Annotated in this window: 15 protein-coding genes; 10 read left to right on the top strand and 5 right to left on the bottom strand. The window is 36.1% G+C overall.

Annotation, left to right across the window (positions count from 1 at the left end):
• A complete protein-coding gene (locus E7Z77_RS04215) occupies positions 1–594 on the top strand; it encodes a hypothetical protein (RefSeq protein WP_292750607.1) in 594 nt (197 codons plus the stop codon).
• A gap of 188 nt (positions 595–782) precedes the next feature.
• Positions 783–1802 (top strand): adenylosuccinate synthetase, encoded by a 1020-nt coding sequence (locus E7Z77_RS04210; protein ID WP_292750605.1) that lies wholly within the window; start codon positions 783–785, stop codon positions 1800–1802.
• 9 nt (positions 1803–1811) lie between these two features.
• On the opposite strand, the gene E7Z77_RS04205 is transcribed toward E7Z77_RS04210, so the two are convergent.
• Together E7Z77_RS04205 and E7Z77_RS04200 are read right to left on the bottom strand one after the other, a co-directional pair.
• Entirely contained in the window at positions 1812–2381 is a 570-nt protein-coding gene (locus E7Z77_RS04205) for a hypothetical protein (protein WP_292750603.1), read from the bottom strand.
• Positions 2382–2772: 391 nt separating this feature from the next.
• Positions 2773–3957, bottom strand: coding sequence for a coenzyme F420-0:L-glutamate ligase (locus E7Z77_RS04200; RefSeq protein WP_292750601.1), 1185 nt, complete (start codon positions 3955–3957; stop codon positions 2773–2775).
• Between the two features lie 195 nt (positions 3958–4152).
• Here E7Z77_RS04200 and E7Z77_RS04195 point away from each other — a divergent pair, with 195 nt between their 5' ends.
• From E7Z77_RS04195 to fdhD, 7 genes are all read left to right on the top strand, one after another.
• Positions 4153–4284, top strand: coding sequence for a hypothetical protein (locus tag E7Z77_RS04195; protein ID WP_292750599.1), 132 nt, complete (start codon positions 4153–4155; stop codon positions 4282–4284).
• A gap of 45 nt (positions 4285–4329) precedes the next feature.
• Positions 4330–5187 (top strand): HIRAN domain-containing protein, encoded by an 858-nt coding sequence (locus E7Z77_RS04190; RefSeq protein WP_292750597.1) that lies wholly within the window; start codon positions 4330–4332, stop codon positions 5185–5187.
• Positions 5188–5252: 65 nt separating this feature from the next.
• Positions 5253–6191, top strand: a complete 939-nt coding sequence (locus E7Z77_RS04185) for an ABC transporter substrate-binding protein (protein WP_292750594.1) — start codon at positions 5253–5255, stop codon at positions 6189–6191.
• Positions 6192–6311: 120 nt separating this feature from the next.
• Positions 6312–7109 (top strand): class II glutamine amidotransferase, encoded by a 798-nt coding sequence (locus E7Z77_RS04180; protein WP_292750592.1) that lies wholly within the window; start codon positions 6312–6314, stop codon positions 7107–7109.
• Positions 7102–8502, top strand: coding sequence for a hypothetical protein (locus E7Z77_RS04175; protein WP_292750590.1), 1401 nt, complete (start codon positions 7102–7104; stop codon positions 8500–8502). The genes E7Z77_RS04180 and E7Z77_RS04175 overlap by 8 nt, the downstream gene beginning before the upstream one ends.
• 15 nt (positions 8503–8517) lie before the next feature.
• Positions 8518–9906: a glutamate--cysteine ligase gene (locus E7Z77_RS04170; RefSeq protein WP_292750588.1), complete on the top strand. Its 1389-nt coding sequence runs from the start codon at positions 8518–8520 to the stop codon at positions 9904–9906.
• A gap of 1 nt (position 9907) precedes the next feature.
• The gene (gene fdhD, locus E7Z77_RS04165; RefSeq protein ID WP_366510241.1) at positions 9908–10738 is read left to right on the top strand and encodes a formate dehydrogenase accessory sulfurtransferase FdhD; all 831 of its coding nucleotides are present in this window, start codon (positions 9908–9910) and stop codon (positions 10736–10738) included.
• 40 nt (positions 10739–10778) lie between these two features.
• Here the strand turns inward: fdhD and E7Z77_RS04160 are convergent, their stop codons facing one another.
• Positions 10779–11534, bottom strand: a complete 756-nt coding sequence (locus tag E7Z77_RS04160; RefSeq protein WP_292750584.1) for a HesA/MoeB/ThiF family protein — start codon at positions 11532–11534, stop codon at positions 10779–10781.
• Positions 11535–11816: 282 nt separating this feature from the next.
• On the opposite strand from E7Z77_RS04160, the gene E7Z77_RS04155 reads away from it, so the two are divergent.
• Positions 11817–12788, top strand: a complete 972-nt coding sequence (locus E7Z77_RS04155; protein WP_292750582.1) for an ABC transporter substrate-binding protein — start codon at positions 11817–11819, stop codon at positions 12786–12788.
• A 37-nt stretch (positions 12789–12825) separates the two neighbouring features.
• Here the strand turns inward: E7Z77_RS04155 and E7Z77_RS04150 are convergent, their stop codons facing one another.
• Entirely contained in the window at positions 12826–13452 is a 627-nt protein-coding gene (locus tag E7Z77_RS04150) for a DUF447 domain-containing protein (RefSeq protein WP_292750580.1), read from the bottom strand.
• 76 nt (positions 13453–13528) lie between these two features.
• On the bottom strand, positions 13529–15625 hold the full coding sequence (gene acs / locus E7Z77_RS04145) for an acetate--CoA ligase alpha subunit (RefSeq protein WP_292750578.1): 2097 nt from the start codon (positions 15623–15625) through the stop codon (positions 13529–13531).
• Between the last annotated feature and the right edge of the window lie 191 nt (positions 15626–15816).

Below are 15816 nucleotides of genomic sequence, written 5' to 3'. Positions count from 1 at the left end.
ATGAATATTGAATCTTTAAATTTAATTCGTGAAGTTATAGTTAATTCAGGCAAATTAACCTCAATTGAAATTTCCCAAGATTCCATTTATTTGGGCTTTAAGGATGTTGAACTGGGAACTCCTAAGTCTGATGAAGGGTTTTCATTAGTTGTCCGTTTTGCCGATGACTCTTTTTTTACAACATTCTTTAATAATATATGGGATATTGAGTTCCTGTCAAAATATGATTATGCAAACAGGCTGCTGAGCGAAGATGTTCTCTATAATGTTAAAGAAATAAAATTCATTGATTTCGAATATCTGAATACATTTTTCTACAGTTTTAAAAGCGAAAAAACAATTGCAGACAGTGATGATTTTGATATTCACAACATTCGCAATGACTTTTTCATGTTAATCGAAACTGAAGAGATGGCCATTGCCGTAGGCGGAAACCAAATGGATTTCTTCTCACCGTTTGAAAGATTGGATGATTCATCACTTCGCGAACTTTCAAATGAATGGATGCTTTATTTCCTGAAATACCATCAAAGGAGAAACATTGTTAAGGATCCGATGTGCGAAAATCATCCGCTGAAGTATCCTAAAAAATAATTTTCCAAAAGACTATTTTGGGGGAGGTCTTCACTTTATTATTTTAAATTTTAATGAATCAACCAATATCCGTTTCACTTTTAATAATGCCATTCAGATATTGAAAAAGTTTTTTAATTAGTATGAATAATATTAATAGTGGTGAAATTTTATAAATTTTCATAATATTAATTTTAGGGAGTTAATAAATGACTTGTAGTATTTTAGTTGGAGGAGCCTGGGGTGATGAAGGTAAAGGAAAATGTATAACCTACCTTTGTGACAATGATAAACCTAGCATAATTGCCCGTGCAGGAGTTGGACCAAATGCAGGGCATTCTGTTGAATTCAACGGAGAAAAATATGGTTTAAGGTTAACCCCATCAGGTTTTGTCCATACTGATGCAAAACTTATGATTGGTGCAGGAGTTTTAGTAAATCCTGACGTTTTATATAAAGAATTTGAAGACTTAAAAAAATACAATGTTAAAGAAAGAATGGTTATTGACCCAAGATGTGCAATAATCACAGAAGACCATATGGATAAGGATAAGTCATCCGAATACCTGTCTAAAAAGATTGGAAGTACAGGTTCAGGTTGTGGACCGGCAAATTCCGACCGTGTGATGAGGTCAATTGGATTGGCTCGTGACCTTCCGGAACTCGAAGACTATATTGGCGATGTATCCCTTTCAGTCAATGAAGCTATTGACGAGGGTGAGGATGTATTCATTGAAGGTTCCCAAGGTTTTGCACTATCACTCTATTACGGATCATATCCTTATGTAACCAGTAAAGACACTACTGCATCCACATTCGCTGCCGATGTTGGTGTTGGACCAACTAAGATTGATGAAGTCATTAATGTATTCAAATCATATATTTCCCGTGTCGGTGGAGGTCCATTCCCAACCGAAATGACTCAAGAAGAAGCTGAAAGACAAGGACTTGAGGAATATGGTGTTGTAACTGGACGCCGCAGAAGAATCGGTTACTTTGACATGGAACTTGCAAAAGAATCCTGCAGAATAAATGGTGCTACTCAAATCGCATTAACATGTGTCGACAAGTTGTTTGACTGCGCACGTGTACAGGATTATGGCGAATTGTCTGCTGAGACAAAAGCTTTCATTGAAGAAATACAAACAGAGACAGGTGTTCCAGTAACCATTATCTCTACCGGACCTGATTTGAAGGACACTATTGATTTAAGAAAAGAGTTATTATAACTTCTTTTTTTACTCTTTTTTTTGAAAATAATCGCATTCATCAAAATGTGTTTTAACTTTTAAGTAGAACTCATCACTTGTAAAGTCAAAATTTGTGTTATATGACTTATAAGCCAGATTACAGTCTTTTTCTAAATTGAATTTAAAATCTGGGCATTTATCAAAAAACTTTTCAAAACAAATTTTTGAATGTTCCGGAAAAGGAACTTCCTCCAAAGGAATTTTATTCAATGTCATTTCCATAGCGCAGGACAGTACCGTTAATTGAATTGCTGATGCATAAGCGTCATAAAACTCATTATAGTCCAGATTAACATCAAAATAAATCATGAAGTTAATCATCACATATGAAACCCAAATTAATGAATTCGGTTCAAATCTTTCTAATTGTAAATCTGTGAAGTTAAAAATTAGCTTTTCTAAATCTTCATCATTATTGTCTTCACAATATTTAACAAACTCTTTAAATGAGTAATTTGTTAGGTATTTGATGTAAGCATCTTTTATTTCCTCATCGCAGGGATATTTGGAAATTTTTTTTAATTCTTTTCGTTTTAATGTTTTAGGATAAGTGAACATGGCAATCAATTCAATGATTTAATAGTTATTATAATTTTTTTCATTTCCTGTAATTAAAATTGTTGTAATCCGGTCTTTGTTAAATAACTAATCTTTTGCTTTTGCTGTTTTCAACATATGCAAAACTCCAAATGATGATCTGTTATGTGATGGGACCAATTTGTTTTGTGTATGAGAATAATCATATTTGGGGGGTGGTGAAAAAACTTTGAAAAATGGGGGCAGAAATTATAAAGTTTTTCGAATGCAAACGCTCATTTACATCTTAAAATATAAAATAACAGATAACTAACTTTATTTTAAAAAAATATTAAATTTAAAGAAATAGTGTTTTTAAAATGCCAATTTCATATAAAATTAAAAAAATAAAAAAAGAGAGGAGTTTCGAAATTTAGTCATTTGCTAAATTGTCGAAGTATCCTTGAATAAAGACAACTGGAGTTCCTTTATCTCCGGAACCGCTTGTCAAGTCACATAATGAACCGATTAGATCGGTCAATACTCTTGGAGTAGTTCCTTCGGTAATCATTTGTCCAGTCAAATCTTCATCTTTTTGTTTAATTTCTTCTTTAATAGCTTCTTTTAATTCATCGCCTTTTAAATGAGCGAATTTATTATCTGAAACATATTTTAATTTGATTTCATTTGGATATCCAACCAATCCGCTTGTATGTGCTGGTGAAACAACTGGATCGGCCAATTCCCAAATCTTTCCAACAGGATCTTTGAATGCTCCGTCACCGTAAACCATCACTTCAATCTGTTTGCCTGTAATTTCAATCAATCTTCTTTGCACTTCGTTGACTAATGCGTCCCCGGTTTTTGGGAATAGTTTTAATTTTTCTTCGGTTGCTTTGTTGGAACCTAAAAGTCCATAATCAGGGTTAGATCCGGAATTTCCAATAGGTGCAGTTAAAATTTGGTGTAATCCGTATACGGTAGCTCCATGAGACCTAAGCAAGTTAACAGTTTTTTCTCTAGTGTGGATATCACAAGTCAAGACCTCTCTGTTATAATCGAGGATTGTTTTTACATCGTTGGAGAATACAAATTCAACTTCACAGTCTTCACTTTCGATTAACTCTTTGTAAAAGTCAATCATGTTGATTCCGGTAAACGGATGTTTCCATGAGCCGAAAGTTTCCCTGTACTCATCTTCAGTGATGACGCTTCCTAAGTTATATTCGCTTTCCTCTAAAATCTCTTCATCCATAATGCCGTTTCCAACTTCATCTGATGGGAAAGATGTTAAAAGGGTAATTTTGTCCATTCCTCTTGCAATACCTTTTAAGATAATTGAAAATCTGTTTCTACTTAAAATAGGATTTGTCACTCCAATGTTTTTGGATGGGAATTTATTTTGAACGTCTTGTGCAACGTCATCCACTGTAACATAATTTCCTTCTGAAATACCTACAACTGCTTCTGTGATTGCAACGATATCCTTGTCTCTAAACTCGAATCCTTCGCTTTCTTTAGCGGCCATAAGGGAATCTACAACAATTGTTGCCAAATCATCATTTTCTTTAATAATTGGTGTTCTTATTCCACGAACTACAGTACCAACACATCTCATTTTTTATTACTCCTAATGACTATACATAGTTATGTCGGAATTAAATTTCCAACAACCCATATATTTTATATTTTTTTAATTATTTATATGTTAAGATTTTTTTGCTTATCAGCCACTTTGATTCAAATGTGGGGTTGTGAATTTGGCTATTTTTATTAACAAGTTACATTATATTATTAATTAATTGAGGTGATTGTGGTAAGGAAATATTTGGCTATTGTTTTAAAGGCCTTCTTTTTAATTTTAGAAGCCTTTAATGCTGATGATTCATTTCTGATGATGTCAGATATTTCGAAATCATTGATGCTTGTGATTTGTGAAGATTGAAGATTATTCAATCTCCATGTTTTTATTTAATTTAGTAGTGATATGATGGCAAATGACAAAGACCTGAACTATTTGGATTATTCAAAGGATGCAATTGAGGACAATACTGTTCAAACCACATTCAAATTCACAGAAATCCCAAAATCTGACAAGGCTTTAAAATTAATGGCTGAGGGGAAGCTGGAAGGGGCATTGGCCCTTATTGAAGATGCATTGGAGGGGGATTCGAATAATTTCCGCAACTGGCATGCAAAGGCGCTTGTCATGGATAGTTTGGGGGATTATGAAAACTCCATTGAATGCTTTAATGAAGCTTTAATGCTCAATGAATCAGATTTTTTAATGAAAGATAAGGCAAATACGTTGTATAAGTTCGCCAAGGTCACATTTTTCCCGGACATGAATTATTTAAAGGCAATGAATTTAATTGATGAAGCTTTGGAGTGTTTGCCTGAAGATGAAGATGCCTCAGAGTATTATTTTTTAAAAGCTGAAATATTTGAAAGTATGGAGCAGCCTGTTGAAGCCAGATTACATTATCTCAAAGCGCAGGGAGAGTTTGAAAAGGCTGATGAGCTGTCCTCACAAATGAAATTCTTAAAAGATAGTGAAGATATTCTGATAACTGTTTCGGGAACGGGATTTTTCAAGGGTTTGGATCCGTTTAAAACAGGAGTCATTCTTGATTTGGTTAAGGAGCCGGATAATGAGCATGATGGCGATGCGATAGCTGTCTTTTTGGACAATGAGCAGGTGGGCTATGTTGCAAATAGTCCCTATACGTTAATAGATGGTGTTAAAAGTGCCAGTGAAATTAAATTCATTGGCGATAATCAGAAGGCAGAGGTATTGTTCCTTTTTTCAGGAAGCCTTGTTATCATGAAGCTTATAGATGATTTTTAGCTTTTTCGGATTATACAATCAAAAGCTTTAATTAATTTTGCAATATACTATTAATTGGTGATTATATGGACAATAAAATTATTGCTATAGTTATTGCTGCAATAGCGGTTGTTGCTATCGGAGGATATTTCCTCATGGGAGGAAGCAATGATACCGTAACAATAGGTTATTTGCCTTCAGACCACGATGCTGCTTTGTTTGTTGCTGATGCGCAAGGCAAATTTGCTGAGAACGGAATCAACACCAAGCTGGTTCAATTCAACAACGGCGGAGACTTGATGACTGCCATGGCTAGCGGAGATGTTGATGTGGGTTATGTTGGAATAACACCGGTATTGTCTTCAATCGAAAAGGGAGTTCCTGTAAAGGTTATTTCAGCGGCTCAGACTGAAGGGTCAGGTATTGTCGTTTCCAAGGATTCCGGAATTAATTCTGTGAATGACCTTGCAGGCAAAAAGATTGCCACTCCGGGCGAAGCTTCCATTCAGCACATGCTGCTTACATATTACTTGAACCAAAACGGAATGGATATCAAGGATGTTAAAGTCTCTGCTATGAAAGTGCCTTCAATGAATGATGCACTCAAAACAGATAAAATAGATGGTATGATTACTTTTGAGCCTTACGTATCCATTGCTGAGAAAAATGGGGCAACAGTTTTGGCAAATTCATCTGAAATCTTGCCGGACCATCCATGCTGTGTAGTGGTTGCTTCTGACAAATTCATAAATGAACATACAAATGAAACTAAAACCATTATAGAGATTCATAAGAATGCGACTGACTTTATCAACAACAATACTGATGAGGCTGCAGGTCTTTTGCCTAGCGATATTGTCAGTGATGTTGAAGTTGAGAAAAAGGCATTGTCCGGTTTTTCATTAATCTCCGGTTTGGATGATAATTATAAAAAGGATGTCATTGACTTTATGAATTTGGAAGTCGAACTGGGCGTTTTGAAAGGCCCTATCTCTCAAGATAAAATATTCTGGGAAGGTAATTAATTTTATCTTTCTCTTATTTTTTTTATTGCTTTTTTTTAGATAATGTTTATATATTAAAAAATATATAACAATTGTTATCATAATGTGAGATTATGATAATTGAATAATGGGAGGGAGAATATGTGTGAAATTTTCTGTTTTAATTCGAATACGCCAAAAGAAGTAAATGAATGTCTACAATGTTTTTATAATCACTCAGAAGATCATCCGGACGGATGGGGATTGGCTAATATGCAATCCAATGAATTTGTTATAAATAAAGAGCCGATAAAAGCAAATTGCAGTCAACATTTAAAAGACATATTGTCCCATCCTGTTGTTGGTAAAAATGTATTCGCTCACATCAGGCTGGCTACTGTAGGTGAAATTATATCTCCCAATTGTCACCCCTTCATTGAAGCTGACGATAATAACCGGTCCTGGATGTTAATACACAACGGGACTATATTTGATTATCCCGAACTTGATGAATATATAACCAAAGAAAGTGGCGACACTGATTCCGAGCGAATACTACTATATATTATTGATAAAGTCAACGAGTTTGAAAAAGATAAAGGATCTCTTTCGACAATAAAGGAGAGATTTAATTTATTAAAAGAAATAGTTTTTGATTTATCCAGAAATAACAAACTCAATCTTATGATTCATGATGGAGATTTAACTTATATTCACTCCAATATGAAGAATTCCCTTTATTATTTGAAAAACGATGATGGATTTATGGTTGCTACAACTCCATTAAGTGATGATGAAAACTGGAAACCTGCCGAGTTAAATAAATTATTCGGATTGATAGATGGGAATATCATTTTTGAAAGCGAAGAACATGAAAATGAATTCATATTAAAGGAGGAACATGAAAAGGCTATTGAAGAATTTTCAAAGTCAATAAATAGGGATGAAACTAATGATTAACAGAGATATGATAAGGGACAGATTGTATGAGGAGTTTATAAAACCGACGAATCAGAAAAAGAATTATATCGGTGTTGAAATTGAAATTCCAATCATAAATCTTGATAAGAAGGCAGTCGATTTTGATGTTGTTCACAGGATCACCGATAAATTTCAGGAACATTATTCTGACTTTGAAGTTGATGGAATAGATTATTCCGGTAATGTATTCGCACTTAAAAATCCTAAAAATGAGGATATTGTCTGTTATGATTGTTCCTATAACAATATCGAATTTGCAATGGGTCGTGAAAAGGACCTGTTCAGCATCAATGACAGGTTCTGCGAATATTACTCATTTGTAAAGGAATCATTCGAGGAGTATAACCATACATTAACCGGAATGGGAATAAATCCTTATAGGAAGTACAATCAAAATCTCCCCATTCCTTCCGAGAGATATCTGATGCTTTATCATCATCTGAAATCTTTTAAGGATTACGACGATGTTCCGATGCATTTCCATGAATACCCTGAATATGGAATGTTCTCTTCGGCCTCACAGGTGCAGTTGGATGTTTATAAGGAAGATTTGGTAAAGACAATCAATGTATTCTCTAAAATAGAGCCGATAAAAGCTCTCCTGTTTTCAAATTCCCTGCTGATTGATGAAAATAAGCATGTAACATGCTTCAGAGACCCTCTATGGGAATACTCTACACATGGAGTCAATCCTCACAACATCGGAATGTATGATGTCGACTTTAATGACCTTGAGGATTTGCAGAATTATCTTGAATCCTTAAACATATATTGCGTCATGCGTGATGGGGCTTATATCAATTTTACCTCAATGAATCTCCTTGATTATTTCGCCAAGGACCATGTAACAGGTGAGGTATATTCTGATGGAAAATATGAAAGGATTGATATAATTCCTTCCATTGATGATATAGAATATTTAAGGCCGTTTAAATTTATTAATCTGACCTTCAGGGGAACCGTTGAGTTTAGAAGCGTATGCACACAGCCAATCAGGGATTCCATGTCTGTTGCGGCATTTCATTTAGGTTTGAAGGACAGGTTGGATGAGCTTGATGAGCTGATATCCGAGGACAAGGTAATTTACCATAAGGGATATACTGCCAGCGAACTTAGAAAACTTCTAATTCAGGATGATATTCCTCCATTCATTGATATGGACGGATTATGCAAATTGTCTAAGGATATAGTTGATTTGGCCGCTTCAGGTCTTGAGGAAAGAGGAATTGGTGAAGAGGTATTCTTGGATGCGCTGTACAAACGTATAAAATATCGTACAAATCCAAGCAAAGATATAATTAATTTGATGAACAATAATAATGTAAGAATAGAGGAATTCATTGAAGATTATGGCAAACTGGGCAATTTTTAATTCAGAGGGATGGAAATGGAGTTATTGAATTTATCTAAATTTTCTTCAGATGAAATACTGGCTGGTTCATTTGGAATAGAATGGGAATCCCTAAGAGCAAAAGGGGATGGTGAGCTATCATTGACACCTCACCCAGAAATCTTTGGGGATAAAATGACAAATCCGCTGATTACCACTGATTTTTCTGAAAGCCAGATTGAAATAATCACCCCAACTTTCAACACTATAGATAATGCATTCGACACATTTTCAATGCTGTCCGATTTGGTAAATTCGTCCCTTCCCGAAGACGAGTATCTTTGGTTTCAATCAATTCCATGCATACTGCCTTATTGGGACAAGATTCCGATTGCACAGTACTCCGATGAGGGCATTGAATCACAGAAGTACCGTGAAGACCTTGCCAAAAAGTATGGTGTTAAAAAGCAAATGATTTCAGGGGTTCATTTCAACTTTTCATTCACCGACGAGTTCTTAGAAAAGCTGAACTCTATGGTAAGCCCGGATTTAAGCTTTCAGGAATTTAAAAATAATGTTTATTTGAAAATCGCACGAAATTATTTGAGATATTGCTGGCTGATTATCTATTTGACAGGATGTTCAATCGGGTCTCATAAGACATTTTCCAATGACTGCATTCATCTGATGGATGCCAAGGACGATTACGGCAGCTATTATTCAACTAAGGGCCCTTCATTCAGAAATGCATCCTGCGGATATAAGAATCTAATGGAATTGTATCCGTCTTATGATTCTGTTGAGGAATTCACAGAAGATATTGAGGGTTTTATTGAAAATGGTGATTTGTCCGAAGCGAAGGAATTGTATACTCAGATAAGGCTTAAGCCGAAAAATCCGGGAGATCTCCTGAACTCCTTGAAAAATGACGGCATTGAATACATTGAAATAAGAACTTTGGACATCAATCCGTTTTATCAATGCGGACTTGTAAGGCATGACATGAAATTTCTGCATCTCTTTTTGATTTACATGCTGATTAAAGATGAATCCGATTATGCAGATTGGCAAAGGGAAGCGAAGATAAATGAGGAAAATACTGCAGAAAACGCATATGTCGATTCAATGAGATTGCTGAGGGATGGTCGTGAAGTAACCCTCAAAAGCTGGGCGGCAGAAATCATAAATGAAATGTATGGAATGTGTGAAGTCCTTGGATTTGATGAGTTCAATACATTAAATCTGATGCTTAACCGCATTGCAAATCCTGATTTGACATACGGCAAAAGGCTTCTCAAGCTGATTGAGAAGAATGGCTACCTTAACACCCATGTGGAGCTGTCTAAAAATAATAAGATGACCAGCATTCATAATCTGGAAAACATGGACTTTGATAAGTGTGAAGAGCTCAGAAAGTATGTTGACATCGCTTTGGGAGGACGATAGCATGGAATTCCTAAGGCAGACTGATGTGATTCAATGGGTCGGCGGCGAATGCAGAACAATCAAGGAGAACAGTGTGGATGATGAATACACATATCTTTTCATTGATTATTTGCCTCCCCGTAAGTTTTCAACATATCCTGTCGATTTGGAGGATTTTGCCGTCGGATACTGTCTTGGTGAAGGTTTAATCAAGGATTATTCTGACATAGAATCAATAACTTTGGACGGAACAAACGTATTGGTTTCCACAAACCTGAACCATGATCCTGAAGAGGATTTGGAACAGGAAGGTATTGTTCAGGAGAGAAAAGGAAACTGTGAACATGCATGCGTTTGCAGGTTGCTTGAATATCAGGGCGTAAACTCTGATAATGCCGGTGGTATAAGGTCAGAGCTGAAGACAATTGAACCCAACATGTCTGATTTAAAAATCGATGCAACCCAGATAATCAAGGATATTGAGCACCTGACCGATGAGGCAAAAATCTGGCAGAAAACAGCAGGAGTCCATGTGGCTCAGCTTAAATATGAGGACAATATAATCATCAGGGAAGATGTGAGCCGCCATGTTGCAGTGGATAAGGTAATAGGGGCTGCAGCCAAGGAAGGGTATGACTTCAGCAAATGCTATATCTCATATAGTGGAAGGATGCCCGCAGACATGCTTATAAAAGTGATAAGGGTAGGAATTCCAATAATAATTTCAAATGCATCTCCGGCATCATCAGGAATTGATGTGGCTCGTGCAGGCAACATTACAATGGTGGGTTTTGTAAGAGATAATAGATTTACTGTTTTTACTGCGCCTGAGCGCATAGATTTTGAAAAATAGATTTTAAAAAATAATATTAAAATAGATGTTTTCACATCTATTATATTTCTTCCAGACTGAATGATGACAGATCCAGCAGGTCAAAGGTTAATATTTTTGGAGCTACTGTTACTTTTCCAACGCCGGTTATTATTTTATAAGCTTCAAAGGCTTCCAGACATCCTATCAGATTTGGTGTCGGTCCAATGACAGGAGGAACTCCTGAGGTAACGTTCTTCAATTCTCCAATAGTCTCGTCGTCCAATTCTTTTCCAATTGAAGGCAGGTTGAACATTTCTTCGTATGTTTTTTCACTGTTCGGAAGGAATACTGTAATTTGGCCCATTGTTCCGTGGATTGCACCATGGACATATGCGATTCCTTTTTCTTTTGCTGTTCTTGACACTATAACTCTTGTCAGGACATTGTCAAGTGCATCGATTACAATATCTGAGTCGCCAATGACCTTGTCAATGTTTGTTTGGTCAACATGCTCATTGAATGTTGTAACCTTGACGTATGGATTAATAAGTCGTACCTTTTCAGCGGCAACCGCACTTTTGTCAAGACCCAAATCAGCTATTGAAGCTAAGGTTTGCCGGTTTAAATTGGATAGGTCAAATGCATCCTTATCCACCAGAACGAGTTCTCCAATTCCCATTCTTGCAAGCATTTCAATTGTCTCTCCACCTATTCCACCACAGCCTATAACTGTGATTTTTGCATCTTTAAATCTTTGTTGTTCGCTTCTTGTTACTATGCTCATTTGACGGGAAGCTATTTCCCAATATCCATCACCTATATATCTTGTCGGCATTTTTTCACCTAATCATTAAAATATAACAATAGTTATTTTTATATAATACAATTAGTCGGATTAGATATTTAAACATGTTGTTTTGGCCGGTTGAAAATTTTGAGAGGGTTATCTATTCATTACTTTTCAGCAATGTTTTCGCAATATTTATATGTGTCCTTGTGAAAAAAGTTAAATGGGGATTCAAATATAACAATTGTTAACTTTTTATGTAATGTTTTTATACTAAAATTCATAATATTAATAATTGTTAATAATTTAAATTAATTAACGGTGAAAATAATGAATAAAAAAATCATGTTTGTTTTAGTGTTAGCACTTGCTGCCTGTTTGGTAATGGGTTCAGCTAGCGCAGGTCTTTTCGACTTTTTAGGGGGAGGAGACGACACTGTAAAGATAGGTTACTTACCTTCTGACCATGATGCAGCATTGTTTGTTGCTGACGCTCAAGGTATGTATAAAGACAATAACATCACCACCGAACTTGTTCAGTTTAACAACGGTGGAGACTTAATGACTGCTATGGCTAGTGGTGAAGTGGATGTCGGTTATGTAGGTATTACTCCTGTTTTATCTTCAGTTTCAAAAGATGTTCCTGTGAAAGTTATTTCTTCAGCTCAAGTTGAAGGATCAGGTATTGTCGTAACTGATGCATCCGGTATTCATTCTGCTTCTGACTTGAAAGGTAAATCAATCGCTACTCCAGGTGAAGCTTCCATTCAACATGCTTTACTTTCATACTACTTAACCAAAAATAACATGTCCATAAATGATGTGAACGTTTCTGCTATGAAAGTTCCTTCCATGAATGACGCTTTAAAAACCGGTCAAATTGACGGAATCGTAACATTCCAACCTTATGTAAGCATTGCAGCAAATCAAAGTAACACTTCTGTGTTAGCTGATTCTGCTCAAATATTACCTGCACACCCATGTTGTGTTGTTGTTGCATCAGATAGCTTTATCAAAGACCACAAAGATCAAGCAAAACTCATTGTGGAAATCCATGAAAACGCAACCAATTTCATCAACGACAACATTAAAAACGGAAGTGCAGATGCAGTGGTAAAACTCTTGCCGGAAGATATTGTTTCAGACCCTAGTTTAGAAGCTAAATCCTTAATGAGTTTCCCATTCATCTCAGGTCTTGATAACAGCTTCAAAGCAGATGTTGACAAATTCCAAGAACTTGAAGTGCAAATTGGTATTTTAAACAGTACCATTCCTCACGACAAATTATATTGGGAAGCATAGTTAAGTTAACTATGCTTTAATCTTTCTTTTTTTAAAATTAGTTTTTTTCATATTCTGATTTCAGATATGCCATTGCCTCTTTAGTCTTATCATCTGAAACCTTATTGATGACCCTTTGATTTTCAATCAGTTTGTCCATGTAGACTTTCCTTTGCTCTTCACCAACAATCTTGTATCTTGAAAAGTTGACAAGGGATTCTATCAGTCCGGACATTCCTCTGTTGAAGGCTTGGGCATATTCATCGTTTTTGACAACTTTTCGGATTTTCCCGGTTATGAAATAGATGCTTTTGTCCCCCTTGATTGGGAAGTTTTCAGGAGTCTTTATTTCAACGTCTTCAACATCAACAATAATGTAAGCTGGGGTGTTTTTAATGATAGCTATTGCATCATCATCAGTATAATATTCATCGCCCAAGCAATCTAATGTAGCATATGTGAAAACTAAAGGATCTTGTGTAATGTTAACTACATATTCATTAGTATCCAGGATGTTTTTCAATGTTTTTGACCCTTCGAAGATATGGCAGTGCACTTTGTCGCCTCCCAGATATTGGAATGCAAATGCGCCGGCATTCTTAATTCCATCCTTGCTGATTGTGGTTGTGATGCATTCATATTGCAAGTCCTTTTCAATTCCAAGGCAGGATAAATCATAATTCATTTAATCACTCATTAAAATAAGTTGTTTAAAGCTATATGTAAAAAAAGAAAAAAATAGATAATTTCTCAAAGAGAAATTATAATTTGATTTTGATATCGAGTGCAGATGAACCTTCTTCGTAGACGAAGATTGGGTTGATGTCTAACTCGGATATTTCTGGGAAGTCAAGGGTTAGTCTGGCTACTCTTTTGATAGCTTCTTTGACTTCTTCAACATCGCAAGGCGCTTCTCCTCTGTATCCTGCAAGTAATTTGGATACTTTGGTTTTTTCGATTTGCTCGTCTATTTCCTGTGAGCTCATTCCTTTTGCGAGGTTGAATTCCACGTCTTCGATAAGGTTTACATAGATTCCACCCATACCGAATGCAATCATAGGTCCGAATTGTTTGTCACGAATCATTCCTACAATCACTTCTTCACCGGAATCCATCATCTTTTGCACTTCCACACCATCAGGAACAATGTCAGGGTGTGCAGCTTTTGCATTTGCGATAATCTCTTCGAAGGTTGCTTTTGCCTCTTCAGCGCTTTCAATTCCAACCTTTACACCGCCGATGTCGGATTTGTGTAAAATCTTATCGGATGCGATTTTAAGCACTACAGGGAATTCCATTTCTTCTGCAAGTTCAGCAGCTTCATCAGCACTTGTTGATAATTTGATTGGTGCTGCGGAAATTCCATAAGCTTCAGCCACTGCATAGGCTTCACTACCAAGAAGGGTGTCTCTTCCGTCGGCTTTAACTTTCTCAAAGATTGCTTTTACTGCATCCTTGTCAACATCATCCACATTGTCAACGACATCATCATATACTCTTTCCTCTAGTTTTGCATATCTTGTCATTGCTTCAAGTGCGGTTACTGCAGTTTCAGGGAATACGTATGTTGGAACACCGTTGTCTCTTAATGCTTCATTTGCAGCTTCAAATGAAGGACCTCCCATGTTAACTACGATGATAGGTTTGTTGAATTCTTTTCTTTCTTCTAAAATAGCTTGTGCAATTCCGTCAGGGTCGGCGGATGCTGTCGGACAAACCATTACTATTAAACTGTCAACTTCATCCTGACTTAATACGATTTCAAGGGATTCTTTGTATCTGCTTACAGGTGCATCTCCCAATACGTCAATAGGGTTTTTAGCACTTCCCTCTTCAGTTACACATTCTTTTAATCTTGCTGTGGTTTCTTCATCGAATTGAACAAGTTGTAATCCTGCTTTTTCCATCGCGTCTACTGTAAGTACTCCTCCACCCCCTGCATTGGTGATGATGGCTACATTGTCGCCTCTTGGGAGAGGTGCTTTGGAGAATGCTAAACCTAAGTCAAATAATTCAGCCATTGTTTCTACACGCATGATTCCTGATTGTCTGAATGCTGTGTCAAATGCCAAATCACTTCCGGCCAATGCTCCTGTGTGAGAGGATGCTGCAGCAGCTCCTGCTGAACTTGAACCGGATTTGAGCACGATAATAGGTTTTTTATGTGCGGTTTCTCTCATTGTTCTTACGAAGTCGTCATCGTCTGATATGGATTCCAAGTAACAGATGATTACTTTGGTTTCATCGTCTTCCGCAAGGTATTGCAGTAATTCGATTTCGCTTACCCCAGCTTTGTTACCTAAACTGATTACTTTACTGAATCCTATTCCAGAAGTTACACTCCAATCGATGATAGCTACCATCATAGCTCCACTTTGTGAGATGAATGCCATGTTTCCGGTTGGTGGCATCATTTGTGAAAATGATCCGTTTAACGGAGTGTGTGAATCGGTTATTCCTAAACTGTTTGGTCCAATAATGTTTATACCATATTCTTCACCAAGCGCTGTTAATTCAGCTTCTAATTTGGCACCTTCTTCACCCACTTCTTTAAAACCAGCGGTAATAACTACCATGTTTTCAACGCCTGCTTCACCGCATTCTTTAACGGTAGGGTTTACAAATGCTACTGGAATGGTAATAATAGCCAAGTCTACTTTTTCAGGTATGTCTTTTATATTTGCATATGCTTTTTTACCAAGAATCTCTCCACCTTTAGGATTGACAGGATATATTGCGCCTTCAAAGCCATCATTTATAAGGTTGTCGACAATGATGTATCCTACTTTTCCAGGTGTGTTGGATGCTCCAATAACAGCCACAGATTCAGGTTTAAACATTTTATTGAGATCGATCATAAGTTTTTCTCCTTATAATTTTTGTTTTTATTATCATCATTTATAATGATAAATAATTAACAATTATTATAATTATAAGTATAGTTATGTTAATATTTAAGTTTATTGTTTAATTGCTCATTTAACATTGAATTTTTTGTTATTATTACTAAAAGGTATTTTTTGATTGCTTAATAAAAAAATAAAAAATA

The organism is Methanobrevibacter sp., assembly GCF_015062985.1.
GTDB lineage: Archaea > Methanobacteriota > Methanobacteria > Methanobacteriales > Methanobacteriaceae > Methanocatella.
The sequence above is the reverse complement of the archived record's forward strand: the minus strand, read 5'-3'. Positions and strand labels throughout refer to the sequence as shown.

What these genes read in the sequence shown, in the direction of transcription:
- E7Z77_RS04215 (WP_292750607.1), top strand. Translation starts at nt 1, where the DNA reads ATGAATATTGAATCTTTAAATTTAATTCGTGAAGTTATAGTTAATTCA.
- E7Z77_RS04210 (WP_292750605.1), top strand. Translation starts at nt 783, where the DNA reads ATGACTTGTAGTATTTTAGTTGGAGGAGCCTGGGGTGATGAAGGTAAA.
- E7Z77_RS04205 (WP_292750603.1), bottom strand. Translation starts at nt 2,381, where the DNA reads ATGTTCACTTATCCTAAAACATTAAAACGAAAAGAATTAAAAAAAATT.
- E7Z77_RS04200 (WP_292750601.1), bottom strand. Translation starts at nt 3,957, where the DNA reads ATGAGATGTGTTGGTACTGTAGTTCGTGGAATAAGAACACCAATTATT.
- E7Z77_RS04190 (WP_292750597.1), top strand. Translation starts at nt 4,330, where the DNA reads ATGGCAAATGACAAAGACCTGAACTATTTGGATTATTCAAAGGATGCA.
- E7Z77_RS04185 (WP_292750594.1), top strand. Translation starts at nt 5,253, where the DNA reads ATGGACAATAAAATTATTGCTATAGTTATTGCTGCAATAGCGGTTGTT.
- E7Z77_RS04180 (WP_292750592.1), top strand. Translation starts at nt 6,312, where the DNA reads ATGTGTGAAATTTTCTGTTTTAATTCGAATACGCCAAAAGAAGTAAAT.
- E7Z77_RS04175 (WP_292750590.1), top strand. Translation starts at nt 7,102, where the DNA reads ATGATTAACAGAGATATGATAAGGGACAGATTGTATGAGGAGTTTATA.
- E7Z77_RS04170 (WP_292750588.1), top strand. Translation starts at nt 8,518, where the DNA reads ATGGAGTTATTGAATTTATCTAAATTTTCTTCAGATGAAATACTGGCT.
- fdhD (WP_366510241.1), top strand. Translation starts at nt 9,908, where the DNA reads ATGGAATTCCTAAGGCAGACTGATGTGATTCAATGGGTCGGCGGCGAA.
- E7Z77_RS04160 (WP_292750584.1), bottom strand. Translation starts at nt 11,534, where the DNA reads ATGCCGACAAGATATATAGGTGATGGATATTGGGAAATAGCTTCCCGT.
- E7Z77_RS04155 (WP_292750582.1), top strand. Translation starts at nt 11,817, where the DNA reads ATGAATAAAAAAATCATGTTTGTTTTAGTGTTAGCACTTGCTGCCTGT.
- E7Z77_RS04150 (WP_292750580.1), bottom strand. Translation starts at nt 13,452, where the DNA reads ATGAATTATGATTTATCCTGCCTTGGAATTGAAAAGGACTTGCAATAT.
- acs (WP_292750578.1), bottom strand. Translation starts at nt 15,625, where the DNA reads ATGATCGATCTCAATAAAATGTTTAAACCTGAATCTGTGGCTGTTATT.